Here is a 17,154-nt window from a genome sequence, read left to right on the forward strand (position 1 = left end):
TGGCGGCGGCGGTGGTGGCGGCTACGGCGGTGGTGGCGGCGGCTATGGCGGCGGCGGCGGTGGTCGCAGCGGCGGTGGTGGCGGCTACGGCGGCGGTGGTGGTGGCCGCAGCGGCGGTGGCGGCGGTGACGGCGGCTTCCGCAGCCCCTACGGCGCGGGTCCCCGTGGCGGCGGCGGCCGTGGCGGCTACGGCGGCGGCAGCGGCGGCAGCGGCGGCAGCGGCGGCAACAGCGGCTATTGATCGCTCCGAACGCGAATCGCAATCCAGAAGGCTCCTGCGGGAGCCTTTTTTCATGGGCGCGCCGGCCTCACTCGCCCTGGCGCCGCTTGCGGCCGCGGCCCTGGAAGATTCGATCGAACAGCGGATTCGGCAGCATCCGCATCAGCTTGGCGACCACCCCCATCTGCCACGGAATGACGCGGTAGCTGGTGCCGGCACGGATCGCGCGGAAGGCGCGCTCGGCGAAGGCCTCCGGCTGCAGCAGGAAGGGCATGCCGTAGCGGTTGCCTTGCGTCAGCGGGGTGTCGACATAGCCGGGACACAGCGTGACCACCTTGACGCCGCTGGCCCGCAGTTCCCCGCGCAGGCTCTCGCAGTAGGCCACCACGCCCGCCTTGCTGGCGCAGTAGGCGCCATGGCCGGGCAGGCCGCGAATGGCCGCGACGCTGCCGATGCCCACCAGGCGTCCGCTGCCGCGCGCCGCCATCGCGGCGACAAAGGGATGAAAGGTCGCCGCCAGGCCGAGGTTGTTGGTGGCGATGATGCGCGCCATCACATCGAGGTCGCCGCGTTCGGCGGTGTCCATGCCAATGCTGATGCCGGCGTTGGCAATGACCACGTCGGGCAGGCCCTGTTGTTCGATGCAGGCACCGCCCGCGGCCACGATGCTGTCGAGCACGGCCACGTCGGCGCCGTAGATCCGCCAGCGGGCCGGGTCCAGTTGGCGGGCGACTGCCCAGGCCTCGACCTCGGCCGTGCGCCGCGCCACCAGCGCCAGGTCGTAGCCGGCGTCGTAGAAGCGCGCGGCCAGCGCCTGCCCGATGCCGCTCGAAGCCCCGGTGACGAAGAGCAGCGGATTCGGGCGGCTAACTGGGTAGCCTTCGCGCAGCAGCGCCTCGGTATTCGTCTTCGGAGCGGCCGGGCGGCTCATGCGATCAGCGTTTCGGGCCGGGTGCTGCCGGCGTCAGCAGGCCGCGCACGCGGCCCTTGAGATTGGCGACCCCGCTGAGGTTGTCGTAGTCCATGGAGTCGGCCGTGAACCGGTCGCCGTCGCGGATCAGCGTGACCGGCTGGTCCGACTTCACCCGCTCGCTGTTGAGGAAGGCATGCAGGAAGTCGCCTCGGAACTCGAGCCGCGGCAGCAGCGCGCCCTTGCTCGACTTGGCAGCGTCGCGGATCACGACTGCGTTGCCGAACAGCTGGATCTCGCTGCCGTCGCCGTTCGACACGCCGCGATCGGCGGAACCGTGGGTCACCAATCCCTCGACCGAGATCGAGCGCCAGCGCACCTGGTCGACTTCGAGCGTGTCGGTGTCCGGATAGTGCCGGCCCTCCTTGCCGAAGACCTCGGTGCGCAAGTCGCCGTTGGGCTGGAAGTTCTTCACCGAGAAGCCGCGCATGAAATAGTCGGGCTCGTGCGTCGGCGCTTCCTTGGGCAGCGGCGCGAGCATTTCAGGGGCGTTGCGCACCAGCCAGTAGGTGCCCATCGCAAGCACGGCGGTCAGGATGATCGGCAGGTAGATCGTCAGCCGATCGAAGGCATCGCGCAGGACGCGCCAGGCGGACTTCATTCGTCCAGGCCCCGCGCCTGGTCCAGCAGGCGGCGGTAGTGCCCGCCGGCGGTCAGCAGCAGGTCGCAGAACTCGCGCGCCGCACCGTCGCCGCCGCGGGCCGAAGTGACATGGCGCGCGATCGCGCGCACCTCGGCATGGGCGTTGGCCGGCGCCGCCGCGAAGGCGACACGCGACAACACCGGAAGGTCGGGCCAGTCGTCGCCGATCGCGGCCGCCTGCGACCAGTCGAAACCCAGTTGCGCGAGCATCGCCTCGGCGGCCGGCAGCTTGTTCTCGGTGCCATAGCGCACGTGGGCGATGCCCAGCGCCTCGAGCCGAACGCGCAGCGGCTTCGAGTCGCGGCCGGTGATCACGGCCGGCGTGATGCCGGCCATGCGCAGCAGCTTGAGGCCGTAGCCGTCGAGGATGCTGAAGCGCTTGAGCGTCTCGCCGTGCTCGGTGAAGTAGACGCCGCCATCGGTCAGGACGCCGTCGATATCGAAGAAGGCGATGCGGATGTCCTGGGCGGCGAGCAGGGTCTCCGGCCTGAATTCAATGCCCATCAGATGACCTTCGCGCGCATCAGGTCGTTGATGCTGAGCGCGCCGATGAGCAGGCCTGACGAATCGACCACCAGCACGCTGGTGATGCGATGCTGTTCCATGAGATCGGCCGCCTCGGCGGCCAGCGCATCGGAGCGCAGCATGCGCGGGCCGGCGTGCATGACGTCGCTGGCCTTGAGGGCCCGCAGGTCGGCGCCGGTCTCGACCTGGCGGCGCAGGTCGCCATCCGTGAAGATGCCGATCGCGCGGCCATCGGGGCCGACCACGGCGGTGGCACCGAGCCCCTTGGAACTCATCTCGCGCATGATCTCGCTCAGGCTGGCGTCGGGGTCGACGCGCGGCACGTCGTCGCCGGAGCGCATCACATCGCTGACGTGGGTCAAGAGCTTGCGCCCCAGCGCGCCACCGGGGTGGGAGCGCGCAAAGTCTTCGGTGCCGAAGCCGCGGGCATCGAGCAGCGCCACTGCGAGCGCATCGCCCATCGCCATCTGCGCGGTGGTGCTGGCGGTCGGCGCAAGATTCAGCGGGCAGGCTTCCTTCTCGACGCCGCTGTCGAGCACGATGTCGGCATGGCGAGYGAGCGTCGAGTCCATGCGGCCGGTCAGCGCGATCAGCGGCACGCCCTGGCGCTTGACCACCGGCAGGATGGTGGTGAGTTCCTCGACCTCACCGCTGTTGGAGATCGCCAGCACGAGGTCGACCGCCTTGATCATGCCGAGGTCGCCGTGGCTGGCCTCGGCCGGGTGCACGAACATCGCGGGCGTGCCGGTCGAAGCGAGGGTGGCCGCGATCTTGCGGCCGACATGGCCGCTCTTGCCCATGCCCATCACGACCACCCGCCCGCGGACGTCGAGAATCTTCTGCACCGCAGCGGGAAAGCTCGCACTCAGGCGGTCCTTGAGGCCGAGCACCGCCGCCGCCTCGATGTCGAAGGTCGTGCGGGCGCGCGCCAGCAGCGCGTCGGAATCGATCGGGGGGATCACGGGAGGGCGGGAGCTCATCGGCGGATTTTATCGATCGGCCACACCCTGGCCAGCGAGAGGACGAATTCAGGGCCGGAGCCGGCAAGCGTGTTGCTAGCATGCGGACATGTCCTCGCTCGATCTCACGCTGATGTACCTGCTTGCTGCGGTGATCGGCGTGGTCCTATGCCGGTCGCTGCGGCTGCCGCCGATGCTCGGCTACCTGGCTGCCGGCGTCCTGATCGGGCCGCACGCGCTGGCCCTGGCGCAGAACTCGGAGGGCATCCGCCACCTGGGCGAATTCGGCGTCGTCTTCCTGATGTTCGTGATCGGGCTCGAGTTCAGCCTGCCCAAGCTGCGCGCGATGCGCCGGCATGTCTTCGGCYTCGGACTGCTGCAGGTGATGCTGACCATCGCGATGGCCACCGGCGGTGCCTTGCTGATATCGACCTGGGTGCCGGCGGCCTGGAAGCTCGACTGGCAGGCCGCGCTGGTGTTCTCGGGTGCGCTGACGATGAGCAGCACGGCGATCGTGGTCAAGCTAATGGCGGAACGCCTCGAGATCGACAGCGAGCACGGCAAGCGCGTGATGGGCGTGCTGCTGTTCCAGGATCTCGCGGTGGTGCCGCTGCTGGTGCTGATCCCGGCGCTCGGCGCCCCGCCGGAGACCTTGCTGAGGGCGCTCAGCGTCGCTTTGCTGAAGGCTGGCTTCCTGATCGGCGTGCTGTTGTACGGCGGTCCGCGCGTGATGCGCTGGTGGCTGACGCTGGTGGCGCGCCGGCGCAGCGAGGAGCTCTTCATGCTCAACCTGCTGCTGATCACGCTCGGCCTCGCCTGGCTGACAGAACTAGCCGGCCTGAGCCTGGCGCTGGGCGCCTTCGTGGCCGGAATGCTGGTGTCGGAGACCGAATTCAAGCACCAGGTGGAGACCGACATCCGGCCCTTCCACGACGTGCTGCTCGGGCTCTTCTTCATCACCATCGGGATGTCGCTCGACTGGCACGTGATGGTCGATCACTGGGCGCTGGTCGGCGTCCTGCTGGTGCTGCCGCTGACCTTCAAGCTGCTGCTGGTGACGCTTCTGGCGCGCGTGCTCGGCGCCACCAGCGGGGTGGCGCTGCGCACCGGTCTCTACCTGGCGCAGGCCGGCGAATTCGGCTTCGTGCTGCTGGCCCTGGCCCAGGGCCAGGACCTGTTGCCGCCCTGGCTGGCCAATCCGGTGCTGGCCTCGATGGTGCTGTCGATGCTGTCGACGCCCTTCATCATCATGTACAGCAACCGCATCGTGCGGAGGCTGGTGGCGAGCGACTGGCTGCAGCAGTCGCTGCAGATGACCTCGATCGCGCGCAAGACCATCAACACGGCGCGCCACGTGATCATCTGCGGCTACGGGCGCTGCGGCCAGAACCTGGCACGGATGCTGGAGCGCGAAGGCATTCCCTACCTGGCGCTGGACCTCGACCCGGACCGTGTACGCCAGGCCGCCGCGGCCGGCGATTCGGTGGTTTTCGGCGATGCCTCGCGGCTGCAGGCGCTGATGGCGGCCGGGCTGGCGCGCGCCAGCGCCCTGGTCGTGACCTACCAGGACGTGCCCGGCGCGCTCAAGGTGCTGGCCAACGCCCGCGCGCACGCGCCGCAGGTGCCGGTGATTGTGCGCACCCAGGACGACCGCGACCTCGAGAAGCTGCAGGCGGCCGGCGCGACCGAGGTGGTGCCGGAGGCCATCGAGGGCTCGCTGATGCTGGCCAGCCACGCGCTGGCGCTGGTCGGCGTGCCGATGCGGCGCGTGATCCGCGTCGTGCAGGACCAGCGCGATGCCCGCTACAACCTGCTGCGCGGCTACTTCCACGGCGCCGACGACGACAACGCCGACGAGATCGACCATGAGCGGCTCAACAGCTTCACGCTGACGGCCGGCGCCCGCGCGATCGGCCAGCCGCTGGCCGGTCTGGCGCTGGCGGCGCTGAACGTCCGGGTTGCCAGTCTGCGCCGGCGCGACGGCAAGGCGGCCGATGCCGACGACGACACCGTGCTGGCTGATGGCGACACTCTGGTGCTGTCCGGCAAGCCCGGCGCCCTGGCGATGGCCATCGACAAGCTGCAGAAGGGCTAAGGACGCGGCTCCGTATTCAGCTTGGCAAGCTCGGGTTGCGCTTTTCTTCCTCGATCTGCTGCTGGCGATGCACCGCTTCGCACTGGGCATGGGCCCTGAATTCGGGCTTGGCGCACTGTACGGTCAGGCAGCGGGCGCGGGCGATGAAATTGAGGCTGGCGCACTGCGCCTGCGGAGTCGGCGGAGCGGCCGGGGGCGCTGCCGGCGGTTCGGGGGCCGGTGCGGCCTGAACCACCGGCGCGGGTGGCGTCACTGGCGGCGACGCCTTTCGGGACTTCGGCGTGCCGGGCTTTATCGATGCGGCCGGTGGCAGCGGTGCCGGTGTGGATGCCCGTGACTGTGCCGGCGCCGGCGCCGGTGCAGGTGCAGGTGCAGGTGCAGGTGCCGGTGCAAGTGCGGGTGCTGGTGCTGGTGCCGGTGCCGGTGCCGGTGCAGGTGCCGGTGCAGGTGCAGGTGCAGGTGCAGGTGCGGATGCGGGTGCGGTTGGCAAAGCCTGTGGCTCCGCGGGCAGTGTCGCCAGGAACGAAGACAACCCGGGCTCGACCGGTTCCGCGGGCTCGGGTCGTGGCGCCAGGGGCGCTGCGGACTCGAGGGCTGCGGGTACCTGGGGCAGGGCATCGGATATCGCCGGTGGTGGCGGCATTGAAGGCGAGGGAAGCGCCGCGCGTTGACCCGACGAGCCGGGGGACAAAAGCCAGCCCGCGGCAACGACCAGCCCGGCGACGACCAGCAGAATGATCACGGCCGTGCGCAAGGGGTTCCGGCTCGACGGCTGCGACGCGGCTGTTCGCGGCATTTTCTTCCTGGCGACGGGTGCAGCTTTGCGGGCGGGCGCTGCCGCAGTTCGCGCGGACCGCCGCTGCGGACTCGCCGCAGAGGGCAGAGGCATGTCTGAATCCACCGTCATCCGCTGCGTCGCGGCCCAATCCTCGCTGGCGCCCGAAGCGTCGGTCGGCGGCGCCGGACTTTGCGGACCCAGCCGCGTGCCGCAGCCCTTGCAGAACTTGGCGCCGTCCTGGTTGTCGGTTCGGCAGTCCGGGCATGCCTGCGTCATCGTCAGCTCAGGTCACGGCCACCCGCTTGGGCTTGTTGACCATTCGCTTGGCGATGACCGCACCCAGACCGAGCGTGAGTTCCAGGGCCAGGTTGGGCTGTCGGTTCGACAACTCGGTGAAGCGGATGGCCGTCAGTCGCCAGACGCGGGCGGCGCCGGTGGCGACCACGTTGGCCGAACGCGGTGCGCGCGAGAAAAAGGAACCCTCGCCCACCACCGAGCCGGGATTCAGGATCGCCAGCTGCATCTGGCCCTTGTCGCCGATCAGGTGCACGCTGAGCGCGCCGCTCTCGATGAAAAAGAGCGTGCGGTCGACGGTGCCCTGGTCGATCAGCACCTGTCCCGCGGAAATGTCGAGAGGCTGCAGATATCCGGCCACCGTCTCCCATTGCTGCGCGTTGAGCGCCGGGGCGAAGGCGTCGTAGCTGGAGTTCTGCGCAATGGCGCGGCAAAGATTCTGAATGCTGAATGACATCGTGCTGACCCTGCTATGCATGTGCAGTATCTGCGAAAGCGAAACTCGGCGGTGACAGATGTCACACAAAGACACATTTTTGGGCTACTTGCCGATGCAAAAACGGGAAAAGATCACGTCCAGAAGGTCGTCGGCCCCGAACTCGCCGGTGATCTCGTTCAGCGCGTTCTGCGCCAGCCGCAGTTCCTCGGCCAGCAGGTCGAGGAATTGTGCCTGGGCCGCCAGTTGGGTGGCTGCCAGCGCGATGTGTTCCTCGACCCGCGACAGCGCCTGCACATGGCGCGCTCGCGCCAGGTAGACGCCTTCCGGCACCGCCTGCCAGCCGGCCACTTCCAGCAGTTCGCGCCGCAAGGTCTCGATGCCGGCACCAGTACGGGCCGACAGGCGCACCCCGGTATCCGGCAGTTCTGCGGCCGGCGGCGCGGCATCGAGCTTGCTCCAGACATCGATCACCGGCACGCTGGCCGGCAGCCGGTTGGCCAGCAGGCCCGCGATGTCGGCATCGGCCTGGGCGTAGGCTGTTGATGCGCTGCGCGTCAGGTCGTGCAGGAACAGTACCGCGTCGGCGCCTTCGATCTGGCCCCAGGCGCGGGCGATGCCGATCTGTTCGACCTCGTCGGCACTGTCGCGCAGGCCCGCGGTGTCGACCACGTGCAGCGGCACGCCCTGGATCTGGATGGTTTGCGAGACGACATCGCGGGTCGTGCCCGCGACCGCGCTGACGATCGCCAGTTCGGCCCCGGCCAGCGCGTTGAGCAGCGAACTCTTGCCGGCGTTCGGCTGTCCCGCGATCACGACCTTGATGCCCTCGCGCAGCAGGGCGCCCTGGCGGGCCCGCTGCTGCACCGCGGTCAACTGGGCCTGCAGGGCGGCCAATTGGCCCGAGGCATCCGCCTCCTGCAGGAAGTCGATCTCCTCTTCCGGGAAGTCGAGCGTCGCCTCGACCAGCATCCGAAGTCGCACCAGCGCTTCAAGTAGGGTGTGAATCTCGTCGGAGAAGGCGCCCGACAGCGAACGGCTGGCGCTGCGCGCCGCGGCCTCGGTGCTGGCGTCGATCAGATCGGCGATGGCTTCGGCCTGTGCCAGGTCGATCTTGCCGTTGAGGAAGGCGCGCTGGCTGAACTCGCCGGGCTCGGCCACCCGCAAGCCCGGGAGGCGGGGCCGGCCGGTCGCCGGATCGGCTTCGGCGGCGGCCGCCAGGCAGCGTGCCAGCAGCAGTTGCAGCACCACCATGCCGCCGTGGGCCTGGAGTTCGAACACGTCTTCGCCGGTGAAGGAATTCGGCGCCGGGAAATGCAGCGCCAGTCCGCGGTCGATCGGCGAGCCATCGGCGTCCAGGAAGGGCAGATAGGTGGCTTCGCGCGGCTTCAGCGCACGATGGCACAGGGCGCGCACCAGCGGCAGGAGGTCGCGGCCGGAAACGCGCACGATCCCGACCGAGCCACGGCCGGAGGCGGTGGCGATGGCGACGATCGGATCGGCGGTGCGCGAGAGCATGGGGGAGGATTCTTCCAGCAAAAAGGGCCGCTTTCGCGGCCCCTTGGGAGTCTGATGCCGAGGCCTTACTTGCCCGGCTTTGCCAGCGTTGGCAACTTTGGCGTCTTGGGCGGATTGCCCAGCACGCCCAGCCGCTTGTTGATGAACCACTGCTGCGCGATCGACAGCACGTTGTTGGTGATCCAGTACAGCACCAGGCCGGCCGGGAAGAAGATGAACATCACGCTGAAGGCCAGCGGCATGATCCACATCAGCTTGGCCTRCATCGGATCCGGCGGCGTCGGATTGAGCCAGGTCTGGAACAGCGAGGTGGCGGTCATCACCACCGGCAGGATGAACCAGGGGTCCGGTGCCGAGAGGTCATGGATCCACATGATCCAGGGCGCATGGCGCATCTCGACCGAGGACAGCAGCACCCAGTAGAGCGCGATGAAAACCGGGATCTGGATCACGATCGGGAAGCAGCCGCCCATCGGATTGACCTTTTCCTCGCGGTAGATGCGCATCATCTCCTGCTGCATCTCCTGCGGCTTGTCCTTGAGCCGCTCGCGCATTTCCATGATCTTCGGATTGATGGCCTTCATCTTGGCCATGCTGGCGTAGGCCTTGGCGTTGAGCCAGTAGAAGGCCGCCTTCAGCAGCACCACCAGCGCGACGATCGACCAGCCCCAGTTGCCGAGAATGCCGTGCAGCTTGTTCAGGAGCCAGTAGAGCGGCTTGGAGATGATGGCGAAGATGCCGTAGTCCTTGACCAGGTCGAGGCCGGGGGCGAGCGCCTCGAGCTTCTTCTCTTCCTCGGGTCCGGCGAACAGGTTGCTGTCGATGGTCTGGGCGGCGCCCGGAGCCAGTTGGGGCACCTGCAGCACCATCGCCACCGAGAACAAGTTGTTGCCGAGGTCGGCGACTCGGAATTCGCGCTTGAGGGTGTCGCTGCCCGGCACGTTCAGCAGCCAGGCCGAGACGAAATAGTGCTGCACCATCGCCACCCAGCCGTTGTCGGCGGGCGCCGGCAGTTCGACCTTGCCCTTGGTGATGGCGCTGAAGTCGATCTTCTGGAACTTCTTCTGCTCGGTGAAGATGGCCGGGCCGGTGAAGGTATTGGTGCCGAACATGGTGCCGGCCGCCACCGTGCCGTGGCGCGTGAACTGCAGGTAGAGCTGCGCATCGCGCGGCTTGTCGCTGACATTGACGATCTGGTGCTTGACGCGGATCGAATAGTCGCCGCGCTGGAACACGTAGGTCTTGACGTACTTCAGGCCGCCCACGGGCTGCGACTCGAAGGCCACCTCGAGCGTGTTCTGGCCTGCGGCCAATTCGCGCGGGCCGGGGCGCGCAGTCATCAGGCTCAGGTGATTCGGGAAACGATCACCGGTGTCCACGGTGTTGAGCAGGCCGGTCTGGGCCACGTAGCGCGTGGCGGGCGAACCGTTCTCCATCAGCAACACGGGCCGGACCTCGTTCTGCGGCACCGGCAAGCCGACCAGCCGACGGAACCATTCGACCAGGCCGCCGTGGTTCGTCTGGTCGAGGAACTGCAGCAGCTGCAGCTCAGACAGCGTGCCGCCCTCGCCGTCGATGGTGGCCTTGAAGACATCGGTGGAGACCGTGACCTTCTCGCCGATGGCCGGCGTGCTGCCCTGCACCGGCACCGCCCCGGCCGCAGGCGCGGCGGCCGCGGGAACGCCATTTGCGTTGCCGGCGGCGGGCGTCGCCGACGGCTCGGCTGGCGCGCTGGTCTTGGTCGAGGGCAGGAAAGTCGGCTTGTGGCCGTTGTAGACCTGCCATTGGTCCCACAGCAACACCAGCGAGAAGCCAAAAATCACCCACAGGATGGTGCGGCGGATATCGTTCATGAAGAAGACTTCTTGTCGTCGGAAGAGAGAAAAGCGAACAGCGACCCCTGTCTTGGCATCGGGCGCTGTGTCTTTGGGGGAACCGGGTCGTGGCCGCCCTCGCACCAGGGCTGGCAGCGGGCGATGCGGTGCAGCGCCAGGTAGCTGCCCTTGGCCGCGCCGTGCTGCTCGAGCGCACCGATGGCATAGACGGAGCAGGTCGGCTCGAAGCGGCAGGACTGGCCGAGCGACGGGCTCAGCAGCAGCCGATAAGCCTTGACGAGACCGATCAGGACGCGCCGCATCATGCGCGCGCCGTCGCGGCCCTCTCCAGCAGTTGCTGGAGTTCGGCACGGACGGCGGCCTTGAGCTTGTCGGATGTCGCGCTGACGAATTGCCGGCGATCGAATGCCGCACGCAGGCGCACCACATGCGCTGCGCGCGGCAGCGAGGCTTCTGTCGCGGCAGCGCTCACGGTATAGATCTGGCGTTTGATCGCGTTGCGGGTGACCGCGCGGCGGGCCCAGCGCTTCGGAACCATCGCGCCGAGCCATACATCTTCGATGACGAACAGCGGCGCGGCCCCAGCCAGCGCGTCTAGCGCGCAGCGGTGCAGTGCGAAGTGGGCTGTACGCGCCACGGTAGCACCTGCGAGGACGGCCTGGAACTGCGCGCGGGTCTTGAGCCGCTGCATGGAAGCCAACCGCTGGACCCCGACGGACGGTGAAGGCGGCAGCGGGTCGACTGGCAACGGTGCTGGCGAGTCTTAGACTGCCAGGCGCTTGCGGCCCTTGGCGCGGCGTGCGTTGATCACGGCGCGGCCACCGCGGGTCTTCATGCGGACCAGGAAGCCGTGAGTACGGGCGCGGCGGACTTTGGATGCTTGATACGTGCGTTTCATGATGATTTCCTGATTCACCGGCAAGGCCGGCGTGTGAGCCTCCGGGCCCCGAAGGCCGTCGGCAGTTTTTTTACCGGGTGGGGAGGCCCCCACATACGAATATCCCGGGATACCCCGAAACACACAAAGAATGTTTTCAGGGAAACCCGCAATTATCGCAAAGATTCAGCTGGCCGACAATCTCGACCGCATCCGCAGGTGATTCGGCGACCGTGGAAACCATGTGGATAAGGTTTTGACAAGTTAGAATCGAAGGCGCATCGCGGGTGCGACTATCCACAATATTAAGACGAGAGAATGGCTGAGGGACAAACCACTTTTCAGAGCGCCCATGCCAGGTGAAGGCATCGGTGACAGCCTCTGGCAGGCCTGTGTCGACCAGCTCGCACAGGAACTGTCCGAACAGCAGTTCAACACCTGGATCAAGCCGCTGACCGCCAAGGTCACGGACGATCTTTCACGCGTCACAGTGTTCGTCGCCAACCGCTTCAAGCTCGACTGGATCCGGGCCCAGTATGCCGGCAAGATCGCTGCGATGGCCGAGAAGCTCTACGGCCAGCCAGTCATCATTGAGTTAGCGCTTGCTCCTCGGGAAATCGTTAACAGGCCTGCATCTATGGCCATCGTGTCCGAGACCGATGTGCCGCGCGAAATGGCGCCGCCGAGCGAGGATCTGGCGGCCGCCGCATTCAAGAACCGGCTCAACTCGGGGCTCACTTTCGACACCCTCGTGGAAGGCACGGCGAACCGCATGGCGCGGGCCGCGGCGATGCACGTGGCCGGCATGCCGGGCCACCTCTACAACCCGCTCTTCATCTACGGCGGCGTCGGCCTGGGCAAGACCCACCTGATGCATGCCGTGGGTAACCGCTTGCTTGCGGATCGGCCGGATTCCAAAGTTCTCTACATCCATGCCGAGCAGTTCGTCTCGGATGTGGTCAAAGCCTATCAGCGCAAGACCTTCGACGAGTTCAAGGAGCGCTATCACTCGCTCGACCTGCTGCTGATCGACGATGTCCAGTTCTTCGCCAACAAGGACCGGACGCAGGAAGAATTCTTCAACGCCTTCGAAGCGCTGCTGGCCAAGAAGTCACACATCGTGATGACCAGCGACACCTACCCCAAGGGGCTGGCGGACATCCACGAGCGGCTGGTCTCGCGCTTCGATTCGGGTCTCACGGTGGCGATCGAGCCGCCCGAGCTCGAGATGCGCGTCGCCATCCTGATCAACAAGGCCCGTGCCGAGAGCGCCGAGATGCCCGAGGAGGTCGCCTTCTTCGTCGCCAAGAACGTGCGTTCCAACGTGCGTGAACTCGAAGGCGCGCTGCGCAAGATCCTGGCCTATTCACGCTTCAACCAAAAAGAGATCTCGATCGCGCTGGCACGCGAGGCGTTGCGCGACCTGCTGTCCATCCAGAACCGGCAGATCTCGGTCGAGAACATCCAGAAGACGGTGGCCGACTACTACAAGATCAAGGTCGCCGACATGTACTCGAAGAAGCGGCCGGCCTCGATCGCCCGGCCGCGCCAGATCGCGATGTACCTGGCCAAAGAGCTGACCCAGAAGAGCCTGCCCGAGATCGGCGAGCTGTTCGGTGGCCGCGACCACACCACGGTATTGCATGCGGTGCGCAAGATCTCGGGCGAACGCCAGCAACTGACCGAACTGAACCAGCAGTTGCACGTGCTGGAGCAGACGCTGAAGGGATAGCATGCTGCTCGCTCCGCTTTCTCACGATCCTTCGATCCTGTCAATGAACAACGCTGTGGACAGCGCCCGCACAAGATGGCACTTGTCCACAGGCTGGGCACGCGACCCGAAGTTGTGCGCCTTGGCGCGACAGCAACAAAGCGCGGCTGCGCACAGCCGGCGCGCAGCGCCAAGTCCTTGTCACGAAAGCGGAAAGCAACGCTGTCCACAGAGCAGTGCGTCCCTTATCTACTACTACTAATTTGAATTAAAGAAATAAGGAAGAGGTAAGACAATGATCGTTTTGAAGGCTACACAGGACAAAGTCCTGGCCGCGCTGCAGTCGGTGGCGGGCATCGTCGAGCGGCGCCACACGCTGCCGATCCTGGCCAATGTGCTGATCCGCAAGACCGGCGGCCAGTTGCAGCTCACCACCAGCGATCTCGAGATCCAGATCCGCACCCATGCCGAACTCGGCGGCGACGAGGGCAACTTCACGACCACCATCGGTGCCCGCAAGCTGATCGACATCCTGCGCACCATGCCGGCCGACCAGACCGTGAGCCTCGAATCGAGTGCCAGCAAGCTGGTGCTGAAGGGTGGCAAGAGCCGCTTCACGCTGCAGTCGCTGCCGGCCGAGGATTTCCCGCTGGTGCAGGAATCGGCCAATTTCGGCCCCGTCTTCAGCGTGYCGCAGAAGACCCTGAAGGATCTGCTGAGCCAGGTGTCCTTCGCGATGGCGGTCCACGACATCCGCTACTACCTCAACGGCATCCTGTTCGTCGCCGAAGGCAAGCAGCTGAGCCTGGTCGCCACCGACGGCCACCGGCTGGCCTTCGCGTCGGCCACGCTCGACGTCGAGGTGCCGCGCCAGGAAGTGATCCTGCCGCGCAAGACCGTGCTCGAGATGCAGCGCCTCTTGTCCGACGCCGAGGGCGCTATCGAGATGCAGTTCGCCAACAACCAGGCCAAGTTCAGCTTCGGCGGCATGGAATTCGTCACCAAGCTGGTCGAGGGCAAGTTCCCCGACTACAACCGTGTGATCCCGAAGACCCACAAGAACACCGTGACCCTGGGCCGCGCGCCGCTGCTGGCCAGCCTGCAGCGCACCGCGATCCTGACCAGCGAGAAGTTCAAGGGCGTGCGGCTCAACATCGAGCCCGGCACCTTGCGCATCGCCTCGAACAACGCCGAGCAGGAAGAAGCCCAGGACGAACTCGACATCGACTACGGCGGCGACGCCATCGAGATCGGCTTCAACGTGACCTACCTGATCGACGCCTTGGCCAACATGAGCCAGGACATGGTGACGCTGGACCTGGCCGATTCCAACAGTTCGGTGCTGATGACGATTCCAGAGAACGCATCGTTCAAGTACGTCGTGATGCCGATGAGGATCTAGAGGACCTGGCACACCCCTAGGCTGGCTCACTTCGTGTAGCCGCCGACCCCCCTGCAGGGAGCGATACCAGCGGGCCGGCAAAGTCGGTTCCGCGGTATCCCCCGAAATTGCGGTGCCCTTGGGTACCGAGAGAAAGAGTCAGATGAGCGAAGAAAACAAGCCGGACGTGCCGCACACCGAGCCGGTTTACACCCCCGAGATCGACAGCGCGATTCCGATCGAGGTGACACCGGCCGACACGTCCTACGGCGAAGGCTCCATCACGATCCTCGAAGGGCTGGAGGCGGTCCGCAAGCGGCCGGGCATGTACATCGGCGACACCTCGGACGGCACCGGCCTGCATCACCTGGTGTTCGAGGTGGTCGACAACTCGATCGACGAGGCGCTCGCGGGCTATTGCGACGACATCGTCGTCACGATCCACACCGACAACTCGATCTCCGTCACCGACAACGGCCGCGGCATCCCGACCGGGGTCAAGATGGACGACAAGCACGAGCCGAAGCGCTCGGCGGCCGAGATCGCACTGACCGAACTGCACGCCGGCGGCAAGTTCAACCAGAACAGCTACAAGGTCTCGGGCGGCCTGCACGGCGTCGGCGTGAGCTGCGTCAACGCGCTGAGCAAGATGCTGCGCCTCACGGTGCGGCGCGAGGGCAAGGTCCACACGCTGGAGTTCAGCAAGGGCTTCGTGCAGAACCGCATCATCGACGTCGTCAACGGCTTCGAGGTGTCGCCGATGAAAGTCACGGGCGAGACCGAGAAGCGCGGCACCGAGGTGCACTTCCTGCCCGACACCGAGATCTTCAAGGAAAACGCCGACTTCCATTACGAGATCCTCAGCAAGCGGCTGCGCGAGTTGAGCTTCCTCAACAACGGCGTGCGGATCCGGCTGATTGACGAGCGCAACGGCAAGGAAGACGACTTCTCGGGCACCGGCGGCGTCAAGGGCTTCGTCGAGTTCATCAACAAGGGCAAGACGGTCCTGCATCCCAACGTGTTCTATGCGTTCGGTGAGAAGCCGGCCGACACCTATGGCGGCATTCCCGGCACGCATATCGGCGTCGAAGTCGCGATGCAGTGGAACAGCGGCTACAACGAGCAGGTGCTGTGCTTCACCAACAACATTCCGCAGCGTGACGGCGGCACCCACCTGACCGGCCTGCGCGCCGCGATGACGCGGGTGATCAACAAGTACATCGAAGAGAATGAACTGGCCAAGAAGGCCAAGGTCGAGGTTACCGGCGACGACATGCGCGAAGGCCTGTGCTGCGTGCTGAGCGTGAAGGTGCCGGAGCCCAAGTTCTCGAGCCAGACCAAGGACAAGCTGGTGTCGAGCGAAGTCCGCGCGCCGGTCGAGGACATCGTCGGCCGGCTGCTGACCGACTACCTGCAGGAGCGTCCGAACGACGCCAAGATCATCTGCGGCAAGATCGTCGAGGCGGCGCGGGCGCGCGAAGCCGCCCGCAAGGCGCGCGAGATGACGCGCCGCAAGGGCGTGCTCGACGGCATGGGCCTGCCCGGCAAGCTGGCCGACTGCCAGGAGAAAGACCCGGCGCTGTGCGAGGTCTACCTGGTCGAGGGCGACTCCGCCGGCGGTTCCGCCAAGCAGGGCCGCGACCGGAAGTTCCAGGCGATCCTGCCGCTGCGCGGCAAGATCCTGAACGTCGAGAAGGCGCGCTACGAGAAGCTGCTCACCAGCAACGAAATCCTGACCATGATCACGGCGCTGGGAACCGGCATCGGCCGCGCCGGCGCGACGACCTCGGGCGGCGGCGCCGACGACTTCAACGTCGCCAAGCTGCGCTACCACCGGATCATCATCATGACCGACGCCGACGTCGACGGCGCCCACATCCGCACGCTGCTGCTGACCTTCTTCTATCGGCAGATGCCGGAGCTGGTCGAGCGTGGCCACATCTACATCGCGCAGCCGCCGCTGTACAAGGTCAAGGTCGGCAAGGAGGAGCAGTACCTCAAGGACGGTCCGGCCCTCGATGCCTTCCTGCTGAAGGTGGCGTTGAAGGATGCGAGCGTGTTCACCGGCGGCCCGAACCCGACGACGCTCGGAGGCGACACGCTGGCCGAGCTGGCGCGTAAGCACCAGCTGGCCGAGGCGGTGATCGCGCGGCTTGGCGTGTTCCTCGATGCGGCGGCGCTGCGCGCCATCGCCGATGGCGTGTCGCTTGACCTCGACACCACGGCCAGCGCCGAGGCCTCGGCCGTGGCGCTGCAAAACAAGCTGCGCGAACTCAACACCACCGGTGCGCCTGCGGATGTCTCGAGCGAGTTCGACGCCCGCACCGACAAGCCGCTGCTGCGCATCAGCCGCCGCCACCACGGCAACATCAAGAGCAGCGTGCTGACGCAGGATTTCGTCCACGGCGCCGATTACGCCGCCCTGGCCGAGGCCGCAAAGACTTTCCGCGACCTGCTCGGCGAAGGCGCGGTGGTCAAGCGTGGTGAAGGCGAGCGGGCCAAGGAGGAAAAGGTCAGCGACTTCCGCGAGGCGATGCGCTGGCTGATCGGCCAGGCCGAGAACGCCACCGCGCGCCAGCGCTACAAGGGCCTGGGCGAAATGAACCCCGAGCAGCTGTGGGAAACCACGATGGACCCGGCGGTGCGCCGCCTGCTGCGGGTGCAGATTGACGACGCGATCGAGGCCGACCGCGTGTTCACGATGCTGATGGGCGACGAGGTGGAGCCGCGGCGCGAGTTCATCGAGCAGAACGCGCTGCGGGCGGCGAACATCGACGTTTGATCGGTCGTGTAGAGCCGGGAGAAATTGCTGGGCATAAGTCTAGAAAACTACCCGCCTTGCAGATTCGATAGGTTCCCTTGCTTCGCGCGCCGATGCAGGCGGTACAGCAGGACCGTTGGTCGTCCCCATGG

Annotated in this window: 17 protein-coding genes; 6 read left to right on the top strand and 11 right to left on the bottom strand. The window is 66.6% G+C overall.

Annotated elements, in window-relative coordinates; genetic code table 11:
• The coding region (locus AC1DY5_RS14500; RefSeq protein ID WP_478112322.1) for a hypothetical protein at positions 1-241 on the top strand (241 nt) is incomplete at its 5' end.
• A 67-nt stretch (positions 242-308) separates the two neighbouring features.
• On the opposite strand, the gene AC1DY5_RS14505 is transcribed toward AC1DY5_RS14500, so the two are convergent.
• Genes AC1DY5_RS14505 through AC1DY5_RS14520 form a run of 4 tightly spaced genes read right to left on the bottom strand, consistent with a single transcriptional unit; the run spans position 309 to position 3,337 of the window.
• Complete coding sequence (locus AC1DY5_RS14505) at positions 309-1,151, bottom strand: SDR family oxidoreductase (protein ID WP_478112324.1); 843 nt, start codon at positions 1,149-1,151, stop codon at positions 309-311.
• A 4-nt stretch (positions 1,152-1,155) separates the two neighbouring features.
• A complete protein-coding gene (lptC, locus tag AC1DY5_RS14510; protein ID WP_478112326.1) occupies positions 1,156-1,791 on the bottom strand; it encodes an LPS export ABC transporter periplasmic protein LptC in 636 nt (211 codons plus the stop codon).
• Positions 1,788-2,336 (bottom strand): KdsC family phosphatase, encoded by a 549-nt coding sequence (locus tag AC1DY5_RS14515; protein ID WP_478112328.1) that lies wholly within the window; start codon positions 2,334-2,336, stop codon positions 1,788-1,790. Before AC1DY5_RS14515 ends, lptC begins: the two co-directional genes overlap by 4 nt.
• On the bottom strand, positions 2,336-3,337 hold the full coding sequence (locus AC1DY5_RS14520) for a KpsF/GutQ family sugar-phosphate isomerase (protein WP_478112330.1): 1,002 nt from the start codon (positions 3,335-3,337) through the stop codon (positions 2,336-2,338). The genes AC1DY5_RS14515 and AC1DY5_RS14520 overlap by 1 nt, the downstream gene beginning before the upstream one ends.
• Positions 3,338-3,425: 88 nt before the next feature.
• Between AC1DY5_RS14520 and AC1DY5_RS14525 the strand changes: the two genes are divergently transcribed.
• Positions 3,426-5,411 carry a cation:proton antiporter gene (locus AC1DY5_RS14525; RefSeq protein ID WP_478112331.1) on the top strand — a complete coding sequence of 662 codons (1,986 nt, stop codon included), beginning with the start codon at positions 3,426-3,428 and terminating at the stop codon, positions 5,409-5,411.
• 16 nt (positions 5,412-5,427) lie between these two features.
• Here AC1DY5_RS14525 and AC1DY5_RS14530 read toward each other — a convergent pair whose 3' ends face one another.
• Positions 5,428-5,664, bottom strand: coding sequence for a hypothetical protein (locus AC1DY5_RS14530; protein ID WP_478112333.1), 237 nt, complete (start codon positions 5,662-5,664; stop codon positions 5,428-5,430).
• A 44-nt stretch (positions 5,665-5,708) separates the two neighbouring features.
• On the opposite strand from AC1DY5_RS14530, the gene AC1DY5_RS14535 reads away from it, so the two are divergent.
• On the top strand, positions 5,709-6,149 hold the full coding sequence (locus tag AC1DY5_RS14535; protein WP_478112334.1) for a hypothetical protein: 441 nt from the start codon (positions 5,709-5,711) through the stop codon (positions 6,147-6,149).
• A 323-nt stretch (positions 6,150-6,472) separates the two neighbouring features.
• On the opposite strand, the gene AC1DY5_RS14540 is transcribed toward AC1DY5_RS14535, so the two are convergent.
• The 6 genes from AC1DY5_RS14540 to rpmH form a co-directional block, all read right to left on the bottom strand.
• Positions 6,473-6,940, bottom strand: a complete 468-nt coding sequence (locus AC1DY5_RS14540) for a Crp/Fnr family transcriptional regulator (protein WP_478112335.1) — start codon at positions 6,938-6,940, stop codon at positions 6,473-6,475.
• Between the two features lie 84 nt (positions 6,941-7,024).
• A complete protein-coding gene (gene mnmE / locus AC1DY5_RS14545; RefSeq protein ID WP_478112336.1) occupies positions 7,025-8,437 on the bottom strand; it encodes a tRNA uridine-5-carboxymethylaminomethyl(34) synthesis GTPase MnmE in 1,413 nt (470 codons plus the stop codon).
• A 65-nt stretch (positions 8,438-8,502) separates the two neighbouring features.
• Complete coding sequence (gene yidC / locus AC1DY5_RS14550) at positions 8,503-10,290, bottom strand: membrane protein insertase YidC (RefSeq protein WP_478112338.1); 1,788 nt, start codon at positions 10,288-10,290, stop codon at positions 8,503-8,505.
• Complete coding sequence (gene yidD / locus AC1DY5_RS14555) at positions 10,287-10,574, bottom strand: membrane protein insertion efficiency factor YidD (protein ID WP_478112348.1); 288 nt, start codon at positions 10,572-10,574, stop codon at positions 10,287-10,289. The genes yidC and yidD overlap by 4 nt, the downstream gene beginning before the upstream one ends.
• On the bottom strand, positions 10,574-10,963 hold the full coding sequence (locus AC1DY5_RS14560) for a ribonuclease P protein component (protein ID WP_478112340.1): 390 nt from the start codon (positions 10,961-10,963) through the stop codon (positions 10,574-10,576). Before AC1DY5_RS14560 ends, yidD begins: the two co-directional genes overlap by 1 nt.
• Positions 10,964-11,035: 72 nt before the next feature.
• Positions 11,036-11,170 (bottom strand): 50S ribosomal protein L34, encoded by a 135-nt coding sequence (gene rpmH / locus AC1DY5_RS14565; protein ID WP_007834827.1) that lies wholly within the window; start codon positions 11,168-11,170, stop codon positions 11,036-11,038.
• Between the two features lie 331 nt (positions 11,171-11,501).
• On the opposite strand from rpmH, the gene dnaA reads away from it, so the two are divergent.
• From dnaA to gyrB, 3 genes are all read left to right on the top strand, one after another.
• The gene (gene dnaA / locus AC1DY5_RS14570) at positions 11,502-12,881 is read left to right on the top strand and encodes a chromosomal replication initiator protein DnaA (RefSeq protein ID WP_478112342.1); all 1,380 of its coding nucleotides are present in this window, start codon (positions 11,502-11,504) and stop codon (positions 12,879-12,881) included.
• Positions 12,882-13,155: 274 nt separating this feature from the next.
• The gene (gene dnaN / locus AC1DY5_RS14575) at positions 13,156-14,262 is read left to right on the top strand and encodes a DNA polymerase III subunit beta (RefSeq protein WP_478112344.1); all 1,107 of its coding nucleotides are present in this window, start codon (positions 13,156-13,158) and stop codon (positions 14,260-14,262) included.
• A gap of 142 nt (positions 14,263-14,404) precedes the next feature.
• Positions 14,405-17,023: a DNA topoisomerase (ATP-hydrolyzing) subunit B gene (gyrB, locus tag AC1DY5_RS14580; RefSeq protein WP_478112346.1), complete on the top strand. Its 2,619-nt coding sequence runs from the start codon at positions 14,405-14,407 to the stop codon at positions 17,021-17,023.
• Positions 17,024-17,154: the final 131 nt, after the last annotated feature.

Source organism: Variovorax sp. P4_D9 (assembly GCF_056401695.1).